Source organism: Halobacillus massiliensis (genome assembly GCF_900166625.1).
GTDB lineage: Bacteria > Bacillota > Bacilli > Bacillales > Halobacillaceae > Halobacillus_A > Halobacillus_A massiliensis.
Map to the genome: position 1 here is coordinate 3133860 of NZ_LT800499.1, position 23169 is coordinate 3157028.

Annotated in this window: 24 protein-coding genes and 1 riboswitch; of the genes, 13 read left to right on the forward strand and 11 right to left on the reverse strand. The window is 40.3% G+C overall.

What is annotated here, in order from left to right; genetic code table 11:
• Positions 1–9: 9 nt before the first annotated feature.
• The 6 genes from B7E06_RS15600 to B7E06_RS15625 form a co-directional block, all read right to left on the reverse strand.
• Positions 10–819 (reverse strand): multinuclear nonheme iron-dependent oxidase, encoded by an 810-nt coding sequence (locus tag B7E06_RS15600; RefSeq protein ID WP_179134066.1) that lies wholly within the window; start codon positions 817–819, stop codon positions 10–12.
• A 33-nt stretch (positions 820–852) separates the two neighbouring features.
• Positions 853–1569, reverse strand: coding sequence for a metallophosphoesterase family protein (locus B7E06_RS15605; protein ID WP_082234863.1), 717 nt, complete (start codon positions 1567–1569; stop codon positions 853–855).
• 879 nt (positions 1570–2448) lie between these two features.
• Positions 2449–3576: a mannitol-1-phosphate 5-dehydrogenase gene (locus B7E06_RS15610; protein WP_082234864.1), complete on the reverse strand. Its 1128-nt coding sequence runs from the start codon at positions 3574–3576 to the stop codon at positions 2449–2451.
• A gap of 1 nt (position 3577) precedes the next feature.
• The gene (locus B7E06_RS15615) at positions 3578–4015 is read right to left on the reverse strand and encodes a PTS mannitol transporter subunit IIA (RefSeq protein ID WP_179134141.1); all 438 of its coding nucleotides are present in this window, start codon (positions 4013–4015) and stop codon (positions 3578–3580) included.
• A 2-nt stretch (positions 4016–4017) separates the two neighbouring features.
• Positions 4018–6129, reverse strand: coding sequence for a BglG family transcription antiterminator (locus B7E06_RS15620; protein ID WP_179134067.1), 2112 nt, complete (start codon positions 6127–6129; stop codon positions 4018–4020).
• Positions 6130–6290: 161 nt separating this feature from the next.
• The gene (locus B7E06_RS15625; protein WP_281249109.1) at positions 6291–8099 is read right to left on the reverse strand and encodes a PTS mannitol transporter subunit IIBC; all 1809 of its coding nucleotides are present in this window, start codon (positions 8097–8099) and stop codon (positions 6291–6293) included.
• Positions 8100–8588: 489 nt separating this feature from the next.
• Between B7E06_RS15625 and ectA the strand changes: the two genes are divergently transcribed.
• The 4 genes from ectA (at position 8589) to B7E06_RS15645 (ending at position 11529) form a co-directional block, all read left to right on the forward strand.
• Positions 8589–9149, forward strand: a complete 561-nt coding sequence (gene ectA / locus B7E06_RS15630) for a diaminobutyrate acetyltransferase (RefSeq protein ID WP_082234867.1) — start codon at positions 8589–8591, stop codon at positions 9147–9149.
• Positions 9150–9187: 38 nt separating this feature from the next.
• Complete coding sequence (gene ectB, locus B7E06_RS15635) at positions 9188–10468, forward strand: diaminobutyrate--2-oxoglutarate transaminase (RefSeq protein ID WP_082234868.1); 1281 nt, start codon at positions 9188–9190, stop codon at positions 10466–10468.
• Positions 10469–10552: 84 nt separating this feature from the next.
• Positions 10553–10945 (forward strand): ectoine synthase, encoded by a 393-nt coding sequence (locus tag B7E06_RS15640; RefSeq protein WP_082234869.1) that lies wholly within the window; start codon positions 10553–10555, stop codon positions 10943–10945.
• 164 nt (positions 10946–11109) lie between these two features.
• Complete coding sequence (locus B7E06_RS15645) at positions 11110–11529, forward strand: VOC family protein (protein ID WP_082234870.1); 420 nt, start codon at positions 11110–11112, stop codon at positions 11527–11529.
• 2 nt (positions 11530–11531) lie between these two features.
• Here the strand turns inward: B7E06_RS15645 and B7E06_RS22135 are convergent, their stop codons facing one another.
• From B7E06_RS22135 to B7E06_RS22430, 4 genes are all read right to left on the reverse strand, one after another.
• A complete protein-coding gene (locus tag B7E06_RS22135) occupies positions 11532–11624 on the reverse strand; it encodes a putative holin-like toxin (RefSeq protein ID WP_245807755.1) in 93 nt (30 codons plus the stop codon).
• Between the two features lie 317 nt (positions 11625–11941).
• A complete protein-coding gene (locus B7E06_RS15650; protein WP_082234871.1) occupies positions 11942–12073 on the reverse strand; it encodes a YpzI family protein in 132 nt (43 codons plus the stop codon).
• A 104-nt stretch (positions 12074–12177) separates the two neighbouring features.
• Positions 12178–12864, reverse strand: a complete 687-nt coding sequence (locus B7E06_RS15655) for a Dph6-related ATP pyrophosphatase (protein ID WP_082234872.1) — start codon at positions 12862–12864, stop codon at positions 12178–12180.
• A gap of 339 nt (positions 12865–13203) precedes the next feature.
• Complete coding sequence (locus tag B7E06_RS22430; protein WP_371809626.1) at positions 13204–13281, reverse strand: putative holin-like toxin; 78 nt, start codon at positions 13279–13281, stop codon at positions 13204–13206.
• A gap of 381 nt (positions 13282–13662) precedes the next feature.
• Positions 13663–13768, forward strand: a riboswitch (TPP riboswitch).
• A gap of 99 nt (positions 13769–13867) precedes the next feature.
• Between B7E06_RS22430 and B7E06_RS15660 the strand changes: the two genes are divergently transcribed.
• From B7E06_RS15660 to B7E06_RS15675, 4 genes are read left to right on the forward strand one after another with little or no spacing between them, the layout of a single operon-like run.
• Positions 13868–14467, forward strand: a complete 600-nt coding sequence (locus B7E06_RS15660) for a YkoF family thiamine/hydroxymethylpyrimidine-binding protein (protein ID WP_082234873.1) — start codon at positions 13868–13870, stop codon at positions 14465–14467.
• Positions 14468–15046, forward strand: coding sequence for an ECF transporter S component (locus B7E06_RS15665; protein WP_082234874.1), 579 nt, complete (start codon positions 14468–14470; stop codon positions 15044–15046). It abuts the gene before it with no gap.
• Complete coding sequence (locus B7E06_RS15670) at positions 15043–16665, forward strand: ABC transporter ATP-binding protein (protein WP_082234875.1); 1623 nt, start codon at positions 15043–15045, stop codon at positions 16663–16665. The genes B7E06_RS15665 and B7E06_RS15670 overlap by 4 nt, the downstream gene beginning before the upstream one ends.
• Positions 16652–17431 carry an energy-coupling factor transporter transmembrane component T family protein gene (locus tag B7E06_RS15675; RefSeq protein ID WP_082234876.1) on the forward strand — a complete coding sequence of 260 codons (780 nt, stop codon included), beginning with the start codon at positions 16652–16654 and terminating at the stop codon, positions 17429–17431. The genes B7E06_RS15670 and B7E06_RS15675 overlap by 14 nt, the downstream gene beginning before the upstream one ends.
• 25 nt (positions 17432–17456) lie before the next feature.
• Here B7E06_RS15675 and B7E06_RS15680 read toward each other — a convergent pair whose 3' ends face one another.
• Complete coding sequence (locus tag B7E06_RS15680; protein WP_082234877.1) at positions 17457–18356, reverse strand: NAD(P)/FAD-dependent oxidoreductase; 900 nt, start codon at positions 18354–18356, stop codon at positions 17457–17459.
• A 222-nt stretch (positions 18357–18578) separates the two neighbouring features.
• On the opposite strand from B7E06_RS15680, the gene B7E06_RS15685 reads away from it, so the two are divergent.
• From B7E06_RS15685 to B7E06_RS15705, 5 genes are all read left to right on the forward strand, one after another.
• The gene (locus B7E06_RS15685; protein WP_082234878.1) at positions 18579–19211 is read left to right on the forward strand and encodes a response regulator; all 633 of its coding nucleotides are present in this window, start codon (positions 18579–18581) and stop codon (positions 19209–19211) included.
• Between the two features lie 190 nt (positions 19212–19401).
• On the forward strand, positions 19402–20232 hold the full coding sequence (locus B7E06_RS21915; RefSeq protein ID WP_082234879.1) for a hypothetical protein: 831 nt from the start codon (positions 19402–19404) through the stop codon (positions 20230–20232).
• Positions 20216–20767 carry a signal peptidase I SipW gene (gene sipW / locus B7E06_RS15695; protein ID WP_425432202.1) on the forward strand — a complete coding sequence of 184 codons (552 nt, stop codon included), beginning with the start codon at positions 20216–20218 and terminating at the stop codon, positions 20765–20767. The genes B7E06_RS21915 and sipW overlap by 17 nt, the downstream gene beginning before the upstream one ends.
• 60 nt (positions 20768–20827) lie before the next feature.
• Positions 20828–21424, forward strand: a complete 597-nt coding sequence (locus tag B7E06_RS15700; protein WP_082234880.1) for a CalY family protein — start codon at positions 20828–20830, stop codon at positions 21422–21424.
• A gap of 39 nt (positions 21425–21463) precedes the next feature.
• Positions 21464–23116: a M4 family metallopeptidase gene (locus B7E06_RS15705; RefSeq protein WP_082234881.1), complete on the forward strand. Its 1653-nt coding sequence runs from the start codon at positions 21464–21466 to the stop codon at positions 23114–23116.
• Positions 23117–23169 lie beyond the last annotated feature (53 nt).

A 23169-nucleotide genomic window follows, 5' to 3' on the forward strand; every position in this document is an offset into this window, starting at 1 on the left:
TTGTTAATTTCATTCCTTTACTAATTGATACAGCTTAGGAGTCTGCTCTCTTATAATCTCCGCATTTGTTCGCCATTCGAAAATAGGTCCTACTCCTCCATATTCAAAAGAAGCCACCCATGGTTCGCGCCACATCCCTTGTTTAATATTTTGGAGTACCCATTCAGCTAACTTCCAATCTTTATGACTCATCGGCATACTGTCCCTGAACTTCCCGTCTTTTTTTTGAATACCGGTGATATGCAGCTCTTTCAATTGATTTACAGGGAATCTGCTTAAATATTGATAAACATCTTCTCCTGTATAAAAACAGGTCATTTGGGCGTGGGCAATATCAAGCAGCAGACCACACCCGGTTTCCTCCACCACCTTAGTAATTACATTCGGATCAATAATAGCCCGCTGCATGTCACTTTTTTCGTCCCGATAAACGACGTTTTCCAAAATAACACGATCTTTCCCATATTTTTGAGTAACTTCAAAGATATCTTCAATTACCGGCTCCATAATTTTAATAATCTCATCAGACTTACTTGTATTGACAGCCAGACTGGGAAAGTGCTCCGAGTAGGCGACGAGATGTAAATTAATATAAGGAGTGGCTGTAACTTTTAATAGTTGATCAATGTTTTTCCAGTTCACGGAATCCACCGTCCTAGCCCCTGCATTTAAATCAAAATGGATATAAGCCGGCTTTGAGAGCTCTGCTTCTTTAATAAGCTCCCTGTCAAAATCAGGACATTTAAAAAGATCTATTTCAATCTGCTGACGATCCACAAGCTTTTTGGCTTCTGGAGAATAATTAATCGCAAACTTCATAAGCTCTTCCTCTCCCATGGGCGATTCGCGGCCCTAGTTTTTAGAGTAGCGATACTTTGCATACAAAAGCTCCTGCTCATATTTATCCAGTTCCGGCATTCCAGCTTCACGGGCAATTTGCAGTTCTGCTTCTTTGTCGTATGGAACGCGGATGAATTGGATAGCGATATTCGGCCTTGAAGCATCCACGATCGCATAAGATGCTGCGGTCAAATCAAGTGAATTGCCGACACTTCCTACATTACATAGAACCCCCTGCTTATAAGTCTGTAATAAAGTGGTATGTATATCTCCGTAAAACACAGCAGCGGGCGGAACGGTGTCTCCAGTATGAGGGCTGTTATCAAACATAGAGAGTCTTTTTTCAAGAGAATGATGAGGTAAAATTCGCTCAAATTCACTTCTTGGTGAAGCATGAAAAAAACGAAGCAACTGGCCATTCAATTCTATATCAATGTGGAACGGCAAGGATGATAAATAGGAATAATCCTCCTCGGTTAAACGGTCCTTAAACCATTGGATAAATGAATTGGGTGCAGGATTTTGAATAAATACATCCCAGTTCCCGCGAATGACTTTTTCGCAGTGCTGCTTAATCAGCTGTATACATTCTGAACCTTGAGGTCCTTTGCCGATCAAATCACCTAAACAGAAGATTCTCTCGACTTGTCTGGAGTGGATATCATTTAGAACTTCCTGTAGAGCTGTTTTGTTTCCGTGTATATCAGAAATTACTGCAATTTTAGTCACTGACACTCCACCTTATCTTTCTCATTATATTTATATATTCTCATAAGAATGTATTGTATCCTAGTGGGATGGTAAAAAATGTGTTTTTTATCGGGGCTAAAACCTAAAAATCTCACCCTTGTTCTGGGCTCCTATAAGGCTTCTTAGATGAAAAAGAATTCTGTTCCGTTTGCCTGAATATGGAGAACCGGGCCGGGGGAAACAACTCGCTTTCCATGGGCGAACGGTGAGCTTCCTCGGGCTTTTAGCCCTCCGGGATCTCACCATGTTCTATCCTCCCATAGGAGTCTCAAGAGTCTCTCCGTTTCCCCCGGCCCTTCGCGTTTATTAGGAGTAACGGAACATTGAGTAAGAAAAAGTCACTTCCTTAATAGCGATTACTGAAATTACAGCGTTCCGTTTATACCTCCAATGGTAAAGAGGATGGGAAATGGCGAGACTCCTGCAGGGAGATAGAGCCCGGGTGAGATCCGCGAGTGAAACGAGCTAGCTCACCGGCTCCCCGCGGAAAGCGAGTTATTTCCCAGTCGCTTTTCTCTTCCTACAGTTAACGGAACAGCCTTTCCCTTCCTCCATAATTTAGAACAAAGGAAAAAGTGTGACTCCTACAGGGATATAGAGCAAGGGTGAGATCCGTGAGTGGAACGAGCTAGCTCATCGGCTCTCCGCGAAAAGCGAGTTATTTCCCAGCCGCTTTTCTCTTCCTACAGTTAACGGAACAGTCTTTTCCTTCCTAAATAATTTAAAACAAAGGAAAAGGTGGGACTTCTGCAGGGAGATAGAGCAAGGATGAGATCCATGAGTGGAATGGGCTAGGTCACCGGCTCCCTGCTTAAAAGTAAAGTAAAAAAAGTGAGCCATTTCGGCTCACTTTTGTTTTCATAAATGCTTCTCTACCAATTTAATTAACGGATGCCCGTCTGATAGTTTTGCAATTTCTTTTAATGTTGCAATGGCTCCATCATTTTCCACTCGTTTTTGCAGTTCTTGGGCTTCTTCATCTTCTGATTCATTAAACTCAAGGGCAGCTGCAATTATTTCCGGAAGATAAACAGGCTCTTCATCCAGCCATTCTAAATAATCAGCAGCAGGGAGAATGAGACGATCCTGCGGTCCAAGTTTTCTAATCGGTCCTCTTCCCACCCGGGCCACTTCATCTGTCATACTTGGATTTGAAAAGCGTTCCATGATTTTAGCGATGTAAGCATTATGTTCCTCTTCATTGAACTTATACTTGGCTACAAGTACAGCTCCCGTCTCCTGAAGGGTCCCGCGTACTTTTTCGACCACTTTTTCATCCTGCATCGCCTGCTGAATAGTATCATAACCATATCTACGACCAATATATGCCGCAGCTGCATGGCCTGTATTTACGGTAAAAAGCTTACGCTCAATAAAAGGAGTTAAATCCTCCACATAGGTTAAGCCTTCAATCGCTGGACGTTCTCCTTTAATTTCCGCAGTTTCTACTACCCACTCATAAAAAGGCTCCACTTCTACTGTCAGCGGATCCTCGTGATGCTGAATGGGTACGATGCGATCTACTCCGGCATTCGGAAAGCCTGCCAGACGATTTAAGGAGGCTGTTTCATCTAGTTGTTCTTCTACTTTTTCCTTTAATAGTGAACTACCACCTATCATGTTTTCACAAGCAATAATATTAATAGGGGAATCGTTCGCAACAAATCGCCGTTCTAGTGCCGTTGCAAGTAGTGGGGCAATTTTTGGCAGGATATGCGGGCCGATAGCTGTTGTCACAAGATCGGCAGTTTTAATGGCTTCAATTACCTGCTCCTCCTGTGTCATACTATTCAGTCCGGATACATTTTTCACTTGCAGCTTTTGGTTTCCCCCGGCAAGAATCACTTCGTATTCGTTTTTTTCATTTAAGGCTTGAATAATTTGCTCATTTACATCGACAAAAATAGTTTCATAACCAGCCTGGTCTAGTAAAGCTCCGATAAATCCGCGGCCGATATTACCTGCTCCAAAGTGAACAGCCAGCATGCTAGTTCACCTCACTGAAAATAGCTAAGACTTCTTCTTCAGTTTCTGCTGAAAGGATTTTATCAATGTTTTCTTCTTCTGAACATACGATGGCGATTTGAGAAAGGATTTCTAAATGATCATTGCCTTTACCGGCAATTCCAATCATTAGTTTCACAATATTCCCATCCCCAAAATCAACGCCATCCGGTACTGTAACAACCGCAATCCCCGTTTCATTAACAGCTTTCTTCGCATCTTCAGTTCCGTGCGGGATTGCAACAAAATTCCCCATAAAGGTTGAGGTGATTTCTTCGCGTTTCAGCATTTCGTCGATATAGCTTTCCTCTACGTAGCCATGGTCTTTTAAAACAGCTCCCACGTAGCGGATGGCGTCTTCTTTACCGCTGAAGCTTTCATTTAGTTTTACATTGTCAGTTGTTAGAATATTTGTCATTATCATCAATCTCCCTTTAGATTTATTTTTATTCTAAGAAAATAATGAAGCTGGTTGGATAAATAATGAAGGATTTTATCCTGATCCTTTGAGTCCAATATCTCTATAGCCTTTGAATCCTCTACAATTAATGAACTAAGGAAACTGAGAACTTCCAATCCTTCTTTATAAAAATCTTTTGGTGCAAGCATTAGCAGCATAGTTGTCATTTCCATTTCTTCCTGATCCATGCTCATAATTTTCACCGGTTTATCGAGAAGATGAACAGTAAACGACGGCTGTTTTACTTGATTTGTCCGAGTATGGTAGAGTGCAATGCCTGTCCCCGGAATACCCAGACCGCCCAGTTTCTCTCGTTCGGCCAGTTCTTTTTTCACTTCAAAGGCCTCTTTAATAATTTCCCTGCTTTGAAGTTCATTAACCGCCGGCTCCACAACTTCTATCCCGGCATATTGGAGATATTCAACAGATAAAGAGTCAAGCAGCTGTTGGACAGCAGTTACATAGCGTTGAATCGCCTGTACAGATGCCTGAATGGTCGTAACCGTTTCATCCGTACCAGGGAGGTCATGTACACTTTCCTTCTGGCTATCCGTTTGTTTTGTGACCTTCAACCGCCGAATAGCATGCTCAATCTTTTGAATATCTTTTCCCGGAAGCATCGGACTCACTTGAATATAATTCGTGAAGTCGACGAGACCGATTGTGGAAACAACTAAATCATATTTTGAACGGTCAATATCCTTCAAATCAAACAGAGAGACATGGTCAACCTCTTCAATTTCCTTAAATTCCTGATTCAGTTTTGCTGCAAGGATTTTTGCTGTTCCTATACCGCTTGAGCAGACAACTAATACGCGGACTCCTTGTATTTGCTCATCATTTAATAGAGCTGAAGCAAAGTGCATAACAAGATATGCGGTTTCTTCTTTTGGAAACTGAAATTCAGGAAAGACATGTTTGACGGCGTCCTCGACTATTCGAAATAGATCCCTGTAGTCTGTCTCAATCTGATCCATTAAAGGGTTCTGAATATCCATCTGCTGCTGAATACGATAGATGCTCGGTTTTAAATGAACGACTAAATCATTTAGCAAATGCGATGAATCATGAAGGTTTACACCAATCTCTTTTGAAATAAAGTCAATCAGCTGCTTAGCCTTAAAAGCCACACTTAAGCTTGTTGATTCAAGAAAAGAGTCCTGATTATAGCGAATTTTCGCACCCATAAGGTGCATCGTAATATATCCTGTTTCTGCCTCTGGAATCTTCAACTCAAAGGTGGATTCCAGCTGATCGATTAAACGGCTGGCCAGTGAAAATTCTTTTGTCTGCCTTAGCTGTGATAAATAGTTCTCGTCAATTTCAATAATTTCGCCCTGCTGAATCCGCTCTAACGCCAATGCTAAGTGAATGACAAGTCCAATATAGGCACTGTCAGCTAAGTCATAAGTTAAAGAAGATCGAATTTGTTCCACACTTCTTTCAATCAGCATCAGCTTCTCTTTATCTACAAGCCCGAGCAGCTGATCAGATACAGTATCAACGGTTTCCGCAGAAGAATTCCCCAGGTTTTCACGTAAAATTTTTATAAAATCCAATTCATCCATATGGTGCATAATAAGAAAACTTATCGCTTCACGGATTTTACTTTCATTCCCCTGAACTTCAACACCATAGCCGCGTTTTCGAAGAAGAGTGAGATGGAAGCCGTATAAATCATCTTCAATTTTATCTAAATCATTGCTGATCGTGGCGACAGTTACACCTAGTTCATTCGCAAGTGTGAAGAGCTTTACAGGTTCCCTGGCTTCCAAGAGCCTTGATAGAATAATGACGTGCCTTTCTTCAGATGTGTAATCAGAAGGCATCTGCTGACGGAGAGTTTCCAGCAGCTTCTTTCGGTTTTCTTGAGCTCCTTGAACTTCCAGTCCGCTCCCGGTCTTTTTCTCAAGATGCAGATCAAAGGATGTAAGAATATTTTCTACTCCTTTAATGTCGCGGTGAATAGTTCTTGTACTTACATCAAGTTCTTCGGCAATTTCCTTCACAGTTACCGTCTCATCCGTGCCAAACAGATAATCGATAATTTTTCTTTCTCTTGCTGTCATATACATTGGCTTCCACCTCCTCTTCATAGATTTATACTTGTAGTTTATACATTCATCATATGACTTTATCCTTTTGCCCTCAATGATAAGTAAAGCAAATTCTTTCAATACTGATGGTGACAATTTTTAATAGAAAAGGCCTGAGATAGATTTCAGGCCTTTTCGTTTTATTTATCTTCCTTTAATTCTTCTACGAGTTCCTCATATTTAGGGCTGTTTAAGAAGTTATCTACAGAAATATGATAAGCTCCTGGAACTTTTTGAATCGCACGCTCTGTTAAATCTTTATGAGTAATTACGACATCTACATCGGAAGGAAGGTCATTGATGGCCATATTAGTGACATTAATATCAATTCCTGCTTTTTTGAACTTATTCTTCAGTAAAGAGGACCCCATGGCACTTGACCCCATTCCTGCATCACAGGCAAAAATAATCTTTTCCACCTTTTCTCTGTTTAAAGCAGGCACTTCATCTGTAGAACGTTGCGTCGACTGTGTCCCTGCTCCTTCTTCCTGATCATCTTCCTTTAGTTCAGCTACCAGCTCATCATATTTTGGACTATTAAGGAAATTATCAACCGAAATATGGTGGGCATCTGGAACTCTTTGAATCGCACGTTCTGTTAAATCTTTATGAGTAATTACGACATCTACATCAGATGGAAGGTCATTAATGGCCATATTAGTGACATTAATATCAATTCCTGCTTTTTTGAATTTATTCTTCAGTAAAGAGGACCCCATGGCACTTGACCCCATTCCTGCATCACAGGCAAAAATGATCTTTTCCACCTTTTCTCTGTTTAAAGCAGGTACTACATCTGTAGAGGTTTGGGTCGGCTGAGTTTCTTTTTCTTCTGTTAAATTTCCAGACACACTGCTCTTCTTACCTTTCATGCTTTCCATTCTAGCCGTAGCCTCTGTTAAATCTCCTTCTTCCTCCTGTTTGCTCATTTTCAGAATAAGAGAAGCTACAATGAAGGAAACAGCTGTTGCAATAATTACACCCAGCAGAACACCTACATAATTACCACGTGGCGTCAGGGCAAGATAAGCAAAAATACTACCCGGAGATGGTGTCGCGCTCAGCCCCACACCAAAGGCTGCAAAAGTCGCCGTACCACTCACACCACCGGCAATAGCTGCTAAGATTAAAGCTGGCTTAGACAAAACATAAGGGAAGTAAATTTCATGAATACCACCTAAGAAATGAATAATGGCTGCTCCAGGAGCTGTTTGCTTGGATACGCCTTTCCCAAATACCATAAAAGCAAGCAGTATTCCAAGACCCGGACCAGGGTTGGACTCCAGCATGAACAGAATAGACTGTCCCATCTCTTGCTGCTGGCTCGCACCAATAGGATTTAAAATCCCGTGGTTAATCGCATTGTTTAAGAAAAGAACTTTTGCCGGTTCGATGAAGATATTAACGAGCGGCAGAAGTCCAGTATTTATTAAGAATTCCACACCAGCTGCTAATGCTCTGGTAAGTCCAGATATTACCGGACCTGCAACATAATAAGAAATGATTGTAAGAATAGACCCTAAAATACCTGCAGAAAAGTTATTGACAAGCATTTCAAAGCCTTGGCGGATACGGCCTTCAATAAGCTTGTCAAACTGCTTGATCGCATAACCGCCGATCGGCCCCATTACCATAGCTCCAAGGAACATCGGAGAATCTGCAGAGACAATAACACCCATTACAGCTATCGCTCCAACTACTCCGCCTCGCAGCCCGTGTACTAAACGTCCGCCTGTAAAAGCGATAAGAATTGGCAGAAGATAGAATAAAATCGGTTCTACCATTTCGGCTAAGTTTGCATTAGGCAGCCACCCTGTTTCAATAAATAATGCAGTAATAATACCCCAGGCTATAAAGGCGGCAATGTTCGGCATAATCATTCCGCTTAAAAAACTACCGAACTTCTGCACTCTTGCCCTCATTCCGGACTTTTTCTCTTGTTCAGCCAAGTTAACCACTCCTCATTTTTATTTTTTCTCTTTAATTTAATGATAAAGCGGTTACACCCCCTACACAATATAATCTAAATGCATGTTTGGCACAGGAGATGTTGCCAAAAGTTAAATAGAGAATGCTCCAACTTTTGGTCCTAAAGTATGTTTTTTCAGCTTTTTCTGGAAAAATCCTTCAAATCCTTGTTGTATCAGGGCTGAACGAAGGATTTGAAAAGAATGAAATTTCCTAATTTCTTGAAATCTCCTGAAAACACTACTATTTATAAGCAAACTAAACAATGCTCCCACTTAGTGGGTGTCATCCGCACTCTTTAAGCTTTATCACGTTTAATCAACTTTAGAATGGTTTGATAATATTCATCTGCACCCCTATTATAAAAATATTGGTTATTCCCATTTTGATTAAAAGGCGTGATGAGCGCATTTATAGGATTTTTTTTTATAAAACAGGGTATTGGATAGTAAACGTTTGATCCATTCCCAATGGGAATAAAAAAACTAAAGGAGGACGTTATCATTAAAACGATAGAAACGGGTACAACCGCAACGATTCAAAAGACTGATAGCTTAACCTTCGAAAAACCCTCAGTAGAAGACGGTTCCGCAATGTGGGAGCTTGTTAATAACTCATCCCTCGATCAAAATTCACCTTATAAATATATAATGATGTGTGAATTCTTTTCGGAGACTTGTATCGTGGCAAAAGAGGATGACAAAGTTGTAGGATTTGTTACAGCGTTTATCCCGCCGGAAAAAGAGGACGTATTATTTATCTGGCAGGTAGGGACAGATGAGTCTCAGAGAGGAAAAGGAATAGCCTCCAGACTTTTAAACGGACTTCTGGAACGAGAAAGCTGTAAAGATGTGAAATATGTAGAAGCGACGGTAACACCGTCCAATAAAGCTTCTCAATCCTTATTCCAAAAACTTGCTCGTCATAATAACACGCAATGCAAGGTTTCTGACTGTTTTGGGGAAGAACTTTTCCCTGGCGAAGGTCATGAAGAAGAACTGACATATCGCGTCGGACCCCTTACTAAATAAACTGCTATTTTTCTACTAACCGAGGAGGATTTTAAGAAATGAATAACGATCTTAGTGTATTTGAACAGTTAGAATCAGAGGTTCGCTCGTACTGCCGCAGCTTTCCGACGATGTTTACAAAAGCCCAGGGCTATAAAATGTGGGACGTTGACGGAAAAGAATACCTCGACTTCTTCAGTGGGGCAGGAGCGTTAAACTATGGCCACAATGATCCCAATATGAAGCAGAAGCTGATTGAATATATTACAAACGATGGAATTACTCACAGTCTGGATATGGCTTCGACAGCTAAAAAAGACTTCTTAAATAAGCTAAATGACGCGATCTTAAAACCCCGTGATATGGAATATAAAGTAATGTTTCCTGGACCAACAGGAACGAACACGGTGGAAAGTGCTCTGAAGCTTGCCCGGAAAGTGACAGGTCGAACCGAAGTAATCAGCTTTACCAATGGTTTTCACGGGATGACCATTGGGGCTCTTTCAGTAACTGGAAACTCCTTTAAACGTAAAGGAGCCGGTATTCCGCTTCATCACACGACAACGATGCCTTATGACAATTATATCGATGAAAGTTCTGATTCTCTTGATTATTTGGAGCGCTATCTTGAAGACGGCGGCAGCGGTGTAGAAATCCCGGCAGCTGTTATTCTTGAAACCGTCCAGGGAGAAGGCGGACTGAATACCGCAAGCTTTGAATGGCTGAAAAAATTGGAAACCCTCTGTAAGCGTTGGGGCATCTTTCTGATCATTGATGATGTGCAGGCCGGTGTTGGACGTACAGGTACGTTCTTCAGCTTTGAACCTGCAGGAATCAAACCAGACATCATTTGCCTTTCTAAATCAATCGGCGGCTACGGCCTTCCGTTTGCCATTACGCTTATTAAGCCCGAACATGATGTATGGGCTCCAGGCGAACATAACGGAACATTCCGCGGAAACAACATGGCTTTTGTTACGGCAACTGAAGCTCTGAAATACTGGGAAGATCCAAGCTTTGAGAAAAGCATTCAGGAAAAAGCTGAAAAAATCACGGCTTTCCTTGAAGACCTTATAGAAAAGTATCCGGAAATGAAAGGATACCGCAAAGGACGCGGAATTATGCAGGGGATTTGCTCAGAAGTAGAAGGATTCTCTGATAAAGTAGCAGCACGCGCGTTTGAACATGGATTAATTATGGAAACTGCCGGTGCGGACGATGAAGTCTTCAAACTCTTCCCGCCGATCAACATTGATAATGAAGCTCTTGAAGAAGGATTTAAAATTATTGAAGAATCCGTAAAATCTGTCGCAAAAGAAAACGATCTTGTTACTTCATAACAACTGATATGGGGGAACCCTACTTTCTCCATACATTCAACAATAATCACACAATACAACATTATTAAATTGGAGGACTCAAACATGAAAGTAGTTAAACTAGATGATGTACTCGGAACAGAAAATGAAGTAAAAGGTGAAAACTGGACATCCCGCCGCCTTCTCCTTAAGAAGGACGGAATGGGCTATTCCGTACACGATACAACAATTAAAGCAGGCACTGAAACTCACATCTGGTATCAAAATCACCTTGAAGCGGTTTACTGCATTGAAGGTGATGGTGAAGTTGAAACTTTGAAAGATGGAAAAGTATGGCCGATCAAAGCTAATGAAATTTATGCACTTGATCAAAATGATGAGCACATGCTGCGTGCTAATACGGATATGCGCATGGTCTGCGTATTCAACCCGCCGATCACTGGTAAAGAAACACACGACGAAAATGGTGTATACCCGATTGTTGAAGATGATGAATAATAGTTAATTATCAAAATGGCTGACGATTTCTCTCGTCAGCCTTTTAATATATAAATCTAACCCTCCGCCGATCAGCCTCTCTTCCCCCTTCAGCAAATTTTCTTCTTTAATTAAAGGATTTTTAGGCTCTTCGCAGAAATCTTTAAGAAAAGGAGTGATGCCCCATGTTTCAAGTAGGCAGTATATTTATTCCTGTAACTCAATTAGAAATTTCAAAACAATGGTATAAAAAAAACTTTGGATTAATTCTTGTAGATGAATGGACCGATGGCGCAGGATATGTTTTCTCTTCTGGTTCAACGTCTATCAATTTGATACAAGTAACTAATCCCCAGCCTTCAGAGTTTCAAATAAATCAGGAAAAGAAAAACGTGTACTTTAATCTGACCGTCCATGATATTGAGCAAGCCTGGCAGAACTTTAAAAATAACGGAGCGACACCAACAGACATCCACAACACAAACACGATGAAGAGTTTTGATATTATTGATCCTGATGGAAACGTCCTCAGTATTATTCAAGAAAAACTTCACTCCCCTTTTCACAAAAATCAAATTAAGGAGCGACAGGAAGTGAAGTTTTAAGATTACTCTTCATCACGATCCTGGAATTTCAAAATAACGATCACAAGCATACTGAAATTAATCATAAGTGACAAAGCTTCAAACACATTCATCATATGAAATCCCCCTTGTAACTTAGCTTTTCCAGTTCCAGGATTGTCCTATACAAAAAAATTATCACCTTCTGCAAGTTCAAGTAAGAATTTTTTCATACGGAATTATAGGGGCCCCCTGTTATTATGTAGAGCAAAAAAGTGACTGGATAATCACTCGCTTTTTGCGGGGACCCGGCCTCAGGAAGCTCACCGTTTTCCCATGAAAAGCGATTCGCCTTACCTGGCCCGTCTCTGTATTCATGAAAACGGCACCGTATCCTATAACCGGAGTAGAAAAAGGAAAACTCTCATCTGCCAATAAGCAGATGAGAGTTTTTTTATCGGTTTCTTTTACGAGCTTCTTCCGGTCCTTCAAGCTTTGTTGATCCTGGATAGCTCAAGTCTTGATCACGATCAGACTCTACTCTCCCTGACTCTCTTAGCTTTTTTTCCTGTCTGTCTTTACCCATAGCAATCGTCCCTCCCTTCTCCATTAGTATGAAGAAGGCATTAACATTTATCCTATGTCAAATATAAAAAGTGTCTCAAATCAACATCTGCAAAAGAAAAATTTCTAATAAGAATTAGCATTTCCATTTGGAAGAATTTCTATGTGAGCAAATCGTCCATTCAATGTTTTAAATCGTCTGCCTGTATTATACAAAACAGGGTACTGGAAAATTGGGCCATCATAAACAAATGTATGAAACTCTCCATTCTCCCCGCATGGATCAATTCCACTTGGAAGTGTGTCAACAAATGATTTCGAGAACAACTGGCCTGCTTTGTCTGCGGGAAGTTTTTCAGTATCAACCGTTGTAATTACAGCTTTAAATCCTGCTTCGATAAATTTGCTGGCTGTCGTTTTCGTATCCAACTTCCATAATGGATAATATCCATTCATTCCCGTTTTCTTAAGCAAATCGTCTCTGTATGCTTTAATATCTTCTAAATATAAATCCGCATATGCAATCGTAAATATTCCCGAAGCCTTAAATCTTTTAAACTTTTGATTCATGACCCTTTCATATGTAGAATTATCCGCCTGCTCTTCAATAACTGCCTCATTTAACGGAAGTCCGATCGATTGAGCCTGTTGGTAAATCATCTCTCTGTCCACCTCGTGAATGGGAAGCTTTCCTGTCCTGGAAGAGGTTGTAGAAAACAATCCTTTCACATGATATTGATTGTCTTGCATACATTTATAAAGAGCATAAGCACTGTCCTTGCCGCCGCTCCAGGAAGAAATTAAAGGAATCATTTTACAGCCACCTTTTAAAAAGTTATCGTTTAACCTGTCTCTAAAAAGGTTATAAGTAATAATAGCTTTAAATATGAGATACTCAACTATAAAATATTTTGTCTGGTAAAAATTTGAGGAAATGAGAAATACCTTGTCGAATTAGTTCGGTCGTAACCTTGGAAGTTGTGAGTAAATAGTCTAAATTGACTGTTTATAGGTCAAAACAGATCAATATATTTTCAGAAGTAGGTCGGCGGCTACTTGATATCATGTTGTATTAAAGATATAATTATTAATGTAAAAAAAACCAAGGTGCCCCAACACCTTGGATTTAAAATCAGAATGAGGCTGAGTATTTTATTGTTTATTGTGTATTAAAACCGCTATCAGCATCCCAAAGCTTAACATTACGCTTATTGCTTCAAACGGACTCACGGGCCATCACCTCCCTGCAAGAGGTTTTACTCATTCTGATACAGGTCCTGCGTTTTGAGTATACCATAAGTTCATTATAGTATGTACAATTTTTTCCATTTTTCTGAAAATTGATCGTAAAGTATTGGTCTATTATTACTAAGCGCAGGATAATGCTGACGGCTGAGCCGTCTTTTTTTGTGTTTTCTTTTCATTTTCTCTTATAAATCTACAAATTCCCTTAACTGATCGCTCAAATAATCGGTTTACTTCTTTTTATATAGCAGCCTGCAAGACATCGGGTTTTATTTCCAGATTGTGAAGTTTTCCATTTTTACATTTACAAACGGTAAGGATTCAGCTAGGATATCATTAAAGCATTATAAAAACTGCATAAGGAAGAATTAGCACTAGGGGAGCTGCCATAGCGCGGCTGAGAAGAGGATGACTCTGACCCTTTGTACCCGATCTGGATAATACCAGCGTGGGGAAGTGCAGTCAGCCGAATCACCTTTTTAAGGTATTTGAAACTTCTTTTCAGATGAGATGACTGCATTCCCATAGGGATGCAGTTTTTTTGTGCTTATCATTAAAGGAGGTTTTTATTATGAACGACCATTGTGGAGGTTTACGTATTGCCGGATGTTCCTTTTCGGTCCATCCGATGGCAGACCAGTTTGTGGAGTACATTGTGGAAAGTTTAGAGAAGGTCGATACGACTAAGGTATGGTTGAAGACAGATGAGGTGACAACTACAATTAGAGGTCGAATCGAGCATGTTTTTGACGTGGCCAAAGCCATCCTGCTGACAGTTGCCCAAACTGGCATACATGCCGCTTTCCAGGGTACGTTTTCCATAGGCTGTCCCGGTGATTCATCTGGTGATGTCTATATGGCTGAAACGGCTGACCGAATAAACGCCCCTTCTGTCCAATCGATCCAACAAAACATTGCGGCAAAATTTTCTCTCTATCCAATGGGAGGTGGCTCCTATATGGAGACAATCTACCGAGAAATTGAGAGAATGAAAACGAGAGGCGTTGCCGTATCATCGGCTCATTATTCTACACGTCTTGACGGGGATACGCATGCAATCTTTACCGGGCTTGAGGATGTATTCCGAGAAACTGAAAAAAGCGGGTCTTCTCACACCGTGATGACCGTAACAATTTCAGCAAACAGTCCCTCTTCAAAGGAGGAGCACTAAATGAAAAACTGGAAGCTGAAGGAAATCGTTGTTCTTTCTGTACTTGCTGTTGTCTTTGGTGTTGTGTACTTAGCTTTCATGCCCATTGGACAAATTCTTGTCGGTTTTTTCGGTCCGATTGGATATGATTTAATCTTTGGAATCTGGTTTATTGTCTCTATTATTGCGGCTTATATTTTAAGAAGACCGGGTGCTGCCTTTTTATCTGAAACGGTAGCAGCTACAGTGGAGGTTCTTCTTGGGAACGCTCTCGGACCCCTTCTTATTCTTACAGGTATGATTCAAGGGGCAGGAGCTGAAGCGGCTTTTGCCATCACCCGTTATAGAAAGTACAACCTTATAGTTCTTATGCTTGCCGGAGTACTTGCTGCCATTTTCAGCTTTGTCTGGGGATACTTTCGCTCTGGCTACGCTGCGCTCGATCCATCTTACGTAACCGCCATGTTAGCAGTACGCATGATCAGCGGGGCGATAATTGCCGGTATATTTGGAAAAGTCTTAAGTGATTCTTTAGCTAAAACTGGGGTGCTCTCAAGCTTCCCGCTTGGAAAAGAATTAAGGAGGAAAAAAGCGGCATGAAGCCAATAATAGAAGCTCAGAATCTTACCCTTCATTATGAAGAAACTGAAAAGCCTGTGTTTAAAGATTTAAGCTTGAAAATTTTCAAAGGTGAAACCTTGCTTATTCTCGGGCCAAGCGGTTCTGGGAAAAGTTCCCTTATCCAATGCTTAAACGGCCTCTATCCTGAAGAACTAGATGGAACGATGGAAGGGACAGTAAAAATTTTCCACAAGTTCACCACGGAATACACTTCAGGAGAATTAAGCCGCTATGTCGGTATCGTTTTTCAAGATCCTGAAACCCAATTCTGCATGCTGACCGTTGAGGATGAGATGGCATTTGGACTGGAGAACCTTCAAGTACCACAGGAACAGATGGAATCCATTATCGAAACCTATCTAGACTTAGTCGGCCTTCTCGCTTTTAAACAAGCAAATATTACTGAACTTTCTGGAGGACAGAAACAAAAGCTGGCACTGGCCTGTGTCCTTGCAATGAAACCGTCTGTCCTTATCCTAGATGAGCCAACAGCAAATTTGGATCCGACAGCTACAACTGACTTTGTTAATGTACTCACTCGTATCCAGGAGAAGCTGGGTATTACCCTCGTTGTTATTGAGCATCAGCTGGATGAATGGATCCACATCATTCACAGAGTATATGTGATGCAAAAGGACGGACAGACTTTGTATGAAGGCCCTCTTAATGAGGGCGTATTGCTTCATTCCAGTCAGTGGCAGTCAGAAGGGATTTGGATGCCGTACGCCACTCGTTTGGCTTTAAAGAAAGATATTCTTCCCCTGCCGTTAACCTTAGAAGAGCTGGCTCCCAGGCTTAATGAAAAACAAAACAGAATTGAACACACTTATAAAAAAGGCTCGCTCCTTATGGAAGCGAATGAAATTCAATGGAAGGATGTCATTACGGAATTAGACTTTCAAATCGGTAAAGGTGAATTCATTGCGATCTTAGGAGCTAATGGAAGTGGAAAAACCTCACTCTCTCGTTTATTGGCTAATATTACAGTACCAGACCATGGAGAAGTGAAGCTTTTAAACAAAAAGCTTAAAAGCTGGAATGAAGCGGATTTACGCGAGCATATAGGATATGTGTTTCAAAACCCTGAACATCAATTTATAACGGATAGTGTATATGACGAAGTAGCCTTTAGTTTAAGGCTGGATGGTAAATCCGAACAAGAAATAGATGAGATTGTGTTAAATACATTAAAAGAATGTTTGCTGGACGGCCTTCAGCACCGCCATCCTTTTACATTAAGCCAGGGACAAAAGCGCCGTTTAAGTGTTGCCGTTATGATTGTTAAACAGCAATCTATCCTAATTTTGGATGAGCCTACATTCGGCCAGGATGCTGCTTCGACCGAAACACTTATGACCTGCCTTTCGGAAAAGTTTAAACAGGGAACGACAATTGTGATGATTACCCACGATATGGAGCTTGTCGATCAGTATGCCACTAGAGCGGTTGTTATGGGGAATGGCAGAATTGTCTTCGATGAAAGTCCACAGGAGCTTTGGAAGCGGCAACACCTTAAGGATTATCATCTTGACCTTCCTCCCCGTGTAAAATTAAACCAATTTATAAAGCAAGGGGACTTTCGTTATGTATCTTCATAATATGAATCCCACCGTTAAAGCCTTAACTATTGTGGGTCTCGTCATCTTTTTAGCCTTACTGTTTGACCCGATTACTCCCTTATTGTATTTGCTATGGACACTGTCTATCACTTTATTGTTAGGCTCTTTTAAAAAGAAATACTACTTTTTTTACTTTATACCATTCCTTATATTTGCCCTAGGCACACTTTGGACGACTCTTATCTTTGCTGACGTTCCCCATCCGCCTAATGAACAATTAACTGTTTTTGGGTTCAATTTCCCTAAAGAAGACGTTACTATTGCGCTTTCTTTATCTTTAAGAATTCTGGCTTTTGCTGCTTTATCTCTACTTTTTATCTTTACCACAAATATGATAGATTTTATTTTAAGTTTAATTCAGCAGTTGAAGCTGCCTCCTAAACTTGCTTATGGAATTTTAGCAGGCTATCGTTTCCTTCCTATGATGAAGAGCGAATTTCAGCAGATAAAAACGGCTCATCGGATAAGAGGTATGAATCAAGCTTCTACTTTTAAAGAGAAGCTTGCCCAGTATAAGCGATTCATTATTCCACTGTTAGCAGGTGCCATCCGAAAAGCCGAACGAACTGCTGTAGCCATGGAATCCAAAGGGTTTACCGGCAGCCGTGACAGAACTTACTATAGAGAATTTAAAATCAGCAAGGCTGATTGGATCTTTCCGATCGTGATGTTTAGTGTTCTCGGCTTTCTCGTATTTATAGCTGCACAGTTTGGATATTTCTCCTGGTACAGCGGACAGCTTTAGTGAAGAGGAGACTCTCTCTCCTCTTCTACTTTAATTGAAATAGACTTTTGTGGATATGAATGGCCGCCTGTGCTCCTTCTCCCATTGCGACTGTGACAAGCTCCGAATGGGCAGTTATATCCCCCGCAGCCCACAGATTATTTACCGAGGTCATTTTTGTATGGGGATCTGTTTTTAAATGATTATTTTTGAATGTTTTTGCCCCTAATGTCTTAGCTAATTCCGAATGTACTGTATTACCGCCAAAAGCTGCGAACGCTTTCTCCCCTTCAATTAACCCGCCATCTGTTAACAAGACGCCGTGAAAAATACCTTCTTCCTGGATGATCTGCCTGATCCTCTTCTTTTCAACTGGTATGGCTGCCTTCTTTAATTTTTTCTTGATCTTCCCAGAAATTCTTTGACCATTATTATTAATGTAAGTAATATCCGAACTCCAATAAAGCAGGGCTAATGCCATATTTGCTCCCTTATCTCCAGATCCCATCACGATCGTCTTTTTATCTTTTACTTCGTAACCATCACAATCTGGGCAAATGTATACAGAAAGACCGAGACAGGGTTCAAGCCCAGGGAATGGCGGAATATTATCTTTTATTCCAGTCGCCAGAAGCAATGTTCTTCCAGCGAAACTCCCTCCAAACTGAGTATGAACTATAAATTCTTTTTTATCCTTATGTACATGTGTCACTTTCTCTTCTAGAAAAGAAATGCCATAAACTTCTGCTTGTTTGCGACCTGCTTCTCTTAAAAACATACCGCTTACTCCTTTTTCAAACCCCAGAATATTATTATACTCGCGGCAGCGGTTTGATCGTCCATTATTAGAGTCAATAACAAGTACCTTTCTCTTATAGCGTCCGAGAAGAATAGAAGCCTGAAGCCCTGCAATTCCTCCGCCAATAATGATGCAATCATAAGTCATAAATAAACACTCCCATATCTCTTTCTTTTACTTTCCCTCTTTCCCATAAAATTCATACAGAATGACTAATTTTGACTTATTTTGTCGCATGACAATATTCCTATTAAAATAGATTTGATTCTTTATTAATGGTAAAATATGTATCATACATAAAGATTAGGATAGGTTTTATTAATTAATTGTCAGGAGTGGTTAAATTACTAATAGGAGGTTAATATGTAAATGATTCGGGTTATGGTAGTTGACGATCATACTGTACTAAGGGACGGAATATCACATGTAATTAATTTAGACAGCAATATGAAAGTTGTAGAGTCTGCCAGTACTATTGAAGAAGCTATTAAGAAAACCGAAGCCAGTCTTCCTGATGTAATCCTTGCAGACATTCATCTTCAAGATGAAAGCGGGCTTGACCTTACTGTTTTTTTAAAAAAGAAATTTCCACATATTAAAATCCTGATTCTTACTGTAGAAGATAATGAGCATTACCTTAAGCAGGCATTGGATGCAGGGGCTGAAGGTTATTTACTAAAAGACACTTCAAGCGATGAACTTATCTACGGCATTCAAAATATTTATAAAGGAAACTGTGTGATTCCCCCATCTATGACCAAAGAATTTCTTCACAGCAGATATCACCCGGGAAGATCTTCTCAAGAGATACTGACACCAAGGGAAAAAGAAGTATTAAGAGAGCTCGCCAAAGGCTTTACGAATAAAGAAATCGGCCGAATGCTTTATATAAGTGACAAAACTGTTAAAATTCACATAAGCAATATATATAAGAAACTTAAAGTCAGCAGCCGATCACAGGCAATCGTATATGCTGTTCAAAAAAATTGGATCATCGCTTAACAAAAAAACCCTCTAATTTAGAGGGTTTTTTTAGTTTGCAATTTAGAAGGTCCTATATCGTATAGGCCACATGGAGTAACTCATTCTCATTCTTTTTTCTTGTCACTTTACTCCTCATGGCTAATACAAAATCTTTCATTTTTTAACGATAATTGACATAGACACTTCCGCTAGAGAAAGGAGATATTCAGTGTTTAAAAGCAAGTTACACCCTCTCATTTATTCAGCTTCCCTCCTGTTTTTCACGGTAGGGTTATTGGCTCAACTCACCTCTAATACAGAAGCAGTATTTGTCGCGACGGAAGAAAAAGAGATAAACCTTCATACTTCTCCTGTTTTTGAGAGCGGGATGAATGAACGGATAAAAAACCTTGAAAAGCTTTATGAGCACATTTCTGCAGACTATGATCATCTATTAAATATTCCAGTACAACATCCCTCTCAAGATCAATATGAGGAAGCGATAGAAACTGGAAACCAACAGCGACAGCATCTAAAGACAGATATGGAAGAATTTCAAATTAAATATGAAAAGACCCTATCTTTTTTAAAAGAAAACAGATCAGATTCTCTTTCTTTTATAGAAGAAGGCCTGCAGCAAGCATATGACTTACATAAGAAATTTAAGAAGATTGACATAAAAAAGGTGGATGAACATTTACAGCTTCTTGAAGATGACTTTGAGAATTGGCAAACAGAGCAGCGTAAAGAAATAAAGGAGAAAGAAGTAGAGCAGGAAAAAGAGAAAGAGAAAGAAAAAGAGCAAAAAGAAAAGAAAAAAACCTCTACTTCAGCTGATGTTAAGAAACCAAAACAAACAGAAGAAACTAAAAAAGAGGAGGAATATTCTTCGGAAAAGGATGTTCAAAAACAGGACGATCAGAAATCAGTCGAAACAACTCCGTCCGATTCTGCTGAAGATACCGAAAAACAAAGTGAAAATGAAGAAATAAAGGTTTCTTCAACAGATACTGAAACCGAAAATTATAAAGGAGATGAAAAGGTTGAAGAGAATGTTTAAATTTTTCCAAAAAGCTCTTTCTCTAGCAGGCTGCCTGCTTGTAATATGTCTTGCTGTGTTAGTCATAGCTGTAAAGGCCAGCGGCGGCGAGCCGACTATTCTTAATCATCAGTTTAAATCCGTTTTATCTGGATCGATGGAACCTGAATTTTCTACCGGTTCCATAATCTCTGTGAAGCTTACGGAAGATCCGACTGGCTATCAAAAAGGTGATGTTATTACGTTTATCGATAAAGATGAAAACATCGTTACTCACCGGGTGACTGAAGTAGAACAAACCAAACAGGATACCATCTACAGGACGAAAGGTGATAACAATGACGGTGTAGATCTTGATCCCGTTTTATCCGAAAATGTGATCGGGCATTACACAGGCTTTGCTATTCCATATGCCGGTTATCTATTAAGCTACGCCGGGTCAAAGCTTGGATCAGCGCTTCTCTTGTTTATTCCTGGTCTCATTCTCTTCACCTCTGCTTTATTTACATTCAGAGGTGTAGCGAGAGATTTAAAAAGTCAGGAAAAAGCAGCGTAACTCGTGTGTCACTTCTTATGCTTCTGCATAAGAGTCCATTATATATAAGGAGGAATTTAGATGGGATTTATGAAGAAATTAAGCGGAGGATTGGTGACAGCGTCGCTGGGACTATCACTTATGGGAGGAGGTACATATGCATATTTTAGTGACGAAGAAACAACTAGTAACACATTTGGAATGGGAACTCTTGATGTCTCTGTAAACCCTCAGGTAATTGTAGATATTACAGACTTAAAGCCTGGAGACTCAGTATTGAAAGAATTTAAATTAGCAAATGAAGGAACATTGGACATTAAGTCTATTAGTCTATTAACGGATTATCAAGTAGTCGATGCAAAAGGCAATAACGGCGGAGATGACCTTGGGGATCACATTCGCGTAAATTTCCTTTGGAACTGGGATAAGGAAAGTGAACCTGTATTTCAAACAACGTTAAGTGAATTACAGGCGATGGATCCGGATGTAGTAGCAAAAGATATTTTCGATCCTCTATGGGAGCAGCGCGGAGGCCTGGATGTAGGTATGGAGAATACGCTTTGGGTAGAATTTGAATTTGTAGACAGCGGGGAAGATCAAAATATCTTTCAAGGCGATGACATGAACCTTGAGTGGACATTTAATGCGAAGCAAACAGATGGCAATGATTACGAATAAGGGTTTAAAGCCTGTATTATATAAAGGAGGACATCTTTAATGAAGAAAAAAATCTTTTCGTCAGCCGCGGCATTAGCCATTGCCCTTGGCGGACTGAGCACAGTCCACGCGGATGAAAATCAAATCAAGATAAATGATAAATATAACACACCTTCTTATATCATTGAGAAGTGGGAAATGCCTCCAAAGCTGACCCTTTCTAAGAAAAAGGTAACTGAAGAGGAGATCGCCTTATCTTACCTTGAGTATCAAAAAGATAAATTGAAACTAAAAGGAAATATGAAAAACCATTTTAAAGTTGTGGACACTCAGAAAGATAAAGAAACCGGCACCTCTCACCTACGCTTAGTCGAACACCAAAATGGTGTCCCTATTTATGGTTCTGAACAGACTATCTCTATCACTGATAACCAAGAAGTCACTGCCTTTTTTGGCGAGGTGGTTCCGCAAGAACATAAAGAAAATCTAGACACTTCTCCTTCTATCGATGCAGCTCAGGCAGAAAGTAAAGTCAATCAAGCTATTGAAGATAAGATTGGGGAAGTTAAAGCGTATGATGCTGATCCAAAAGCTGAATTGTACCTATTTGATAAAGAGGGAGACTTCCACTTAACCTATTTAGTGAAAGCTTCCACATCTAACCCAGCTCCTGGGTATTGGCACTATTTTGTTGATGCCAGCAATGGAGAGATCATTGAAAGCTTCAATGCAATTGATAATGTAACAGCTTTTGGAGAAGGTGTTCTTGGAGATAAGAAGAAATTTGAAGTAACAAAAGACAATAACAGCTATTACTTATACGACGGCACAAGAGGCGATGGCATCCATACATTTAACGCTCTTAATCTAGATCCAAATTTATTTAATTTACTTTCACAGATCTTCGGCTATCACGGAGATGAGATTACAAGTAATCACAAGTTCTTCTCTGATCCGGCTGCTGTTGATGCTCAGGCTCATGCTGCAGATGTATATGACTATTATGAGGAGACCTTTAACAGAGATTCTTTTGATGATGAGGGAGCACGGCTGATTTCTTCCGTACATGTAGGAGACGGTTGGAATAATGCTGCTTGGAACGGCGTTCAAATGATGTATGGGGACGGAGATGGAGATACATTCATTCCTTTCTCAGGAGCATTGGATGTTATCGGACATGAGTTAACACACGCAGTTACCGACCGCTCTGCGGACCTCGTCTACCAGTACGAGCCAGGAGCTCTGAATGAATCTTTTTCTGATATTCTTGGAGCAATGGTTGACCGTGATGACTGGTTGATGGGTGAGGATATTTATACACCGGACATAGAAGGGGATGCGCTGCGTTCATTGGAAGACCCTGCTTCTATTCCAAATCCTTTAAACCCTGAAGAAGGGTATCCAGATCACTATAGCAAGCTATATACCGGAGAGCTTGACAACGGTGGTGTTCACGTAAACTCCAGTATTAACAATAAAGCCGCTCACCTGCTTTCCGAAGGCGGTACTCATTATGATGTAGAAGTAGAAGGAATTGGCCGAAAAGCAACAGAACAAATTTACTACCGGGCCCTTACGAAATATTTAACACCCACTTCTGATTTCAGCATGATGAGACAAGCTGCCATCCAGTCTGCAATTGATATATATGGAGAAAACTCTCAGCAGACAATCTCTGTTAAACAGGCATACGATGCAGTGGGCGTAAAATAATATACAACTAAATCCCCGAAGAACAATGGCTCTTCGGGGATTACTCTGTAAAG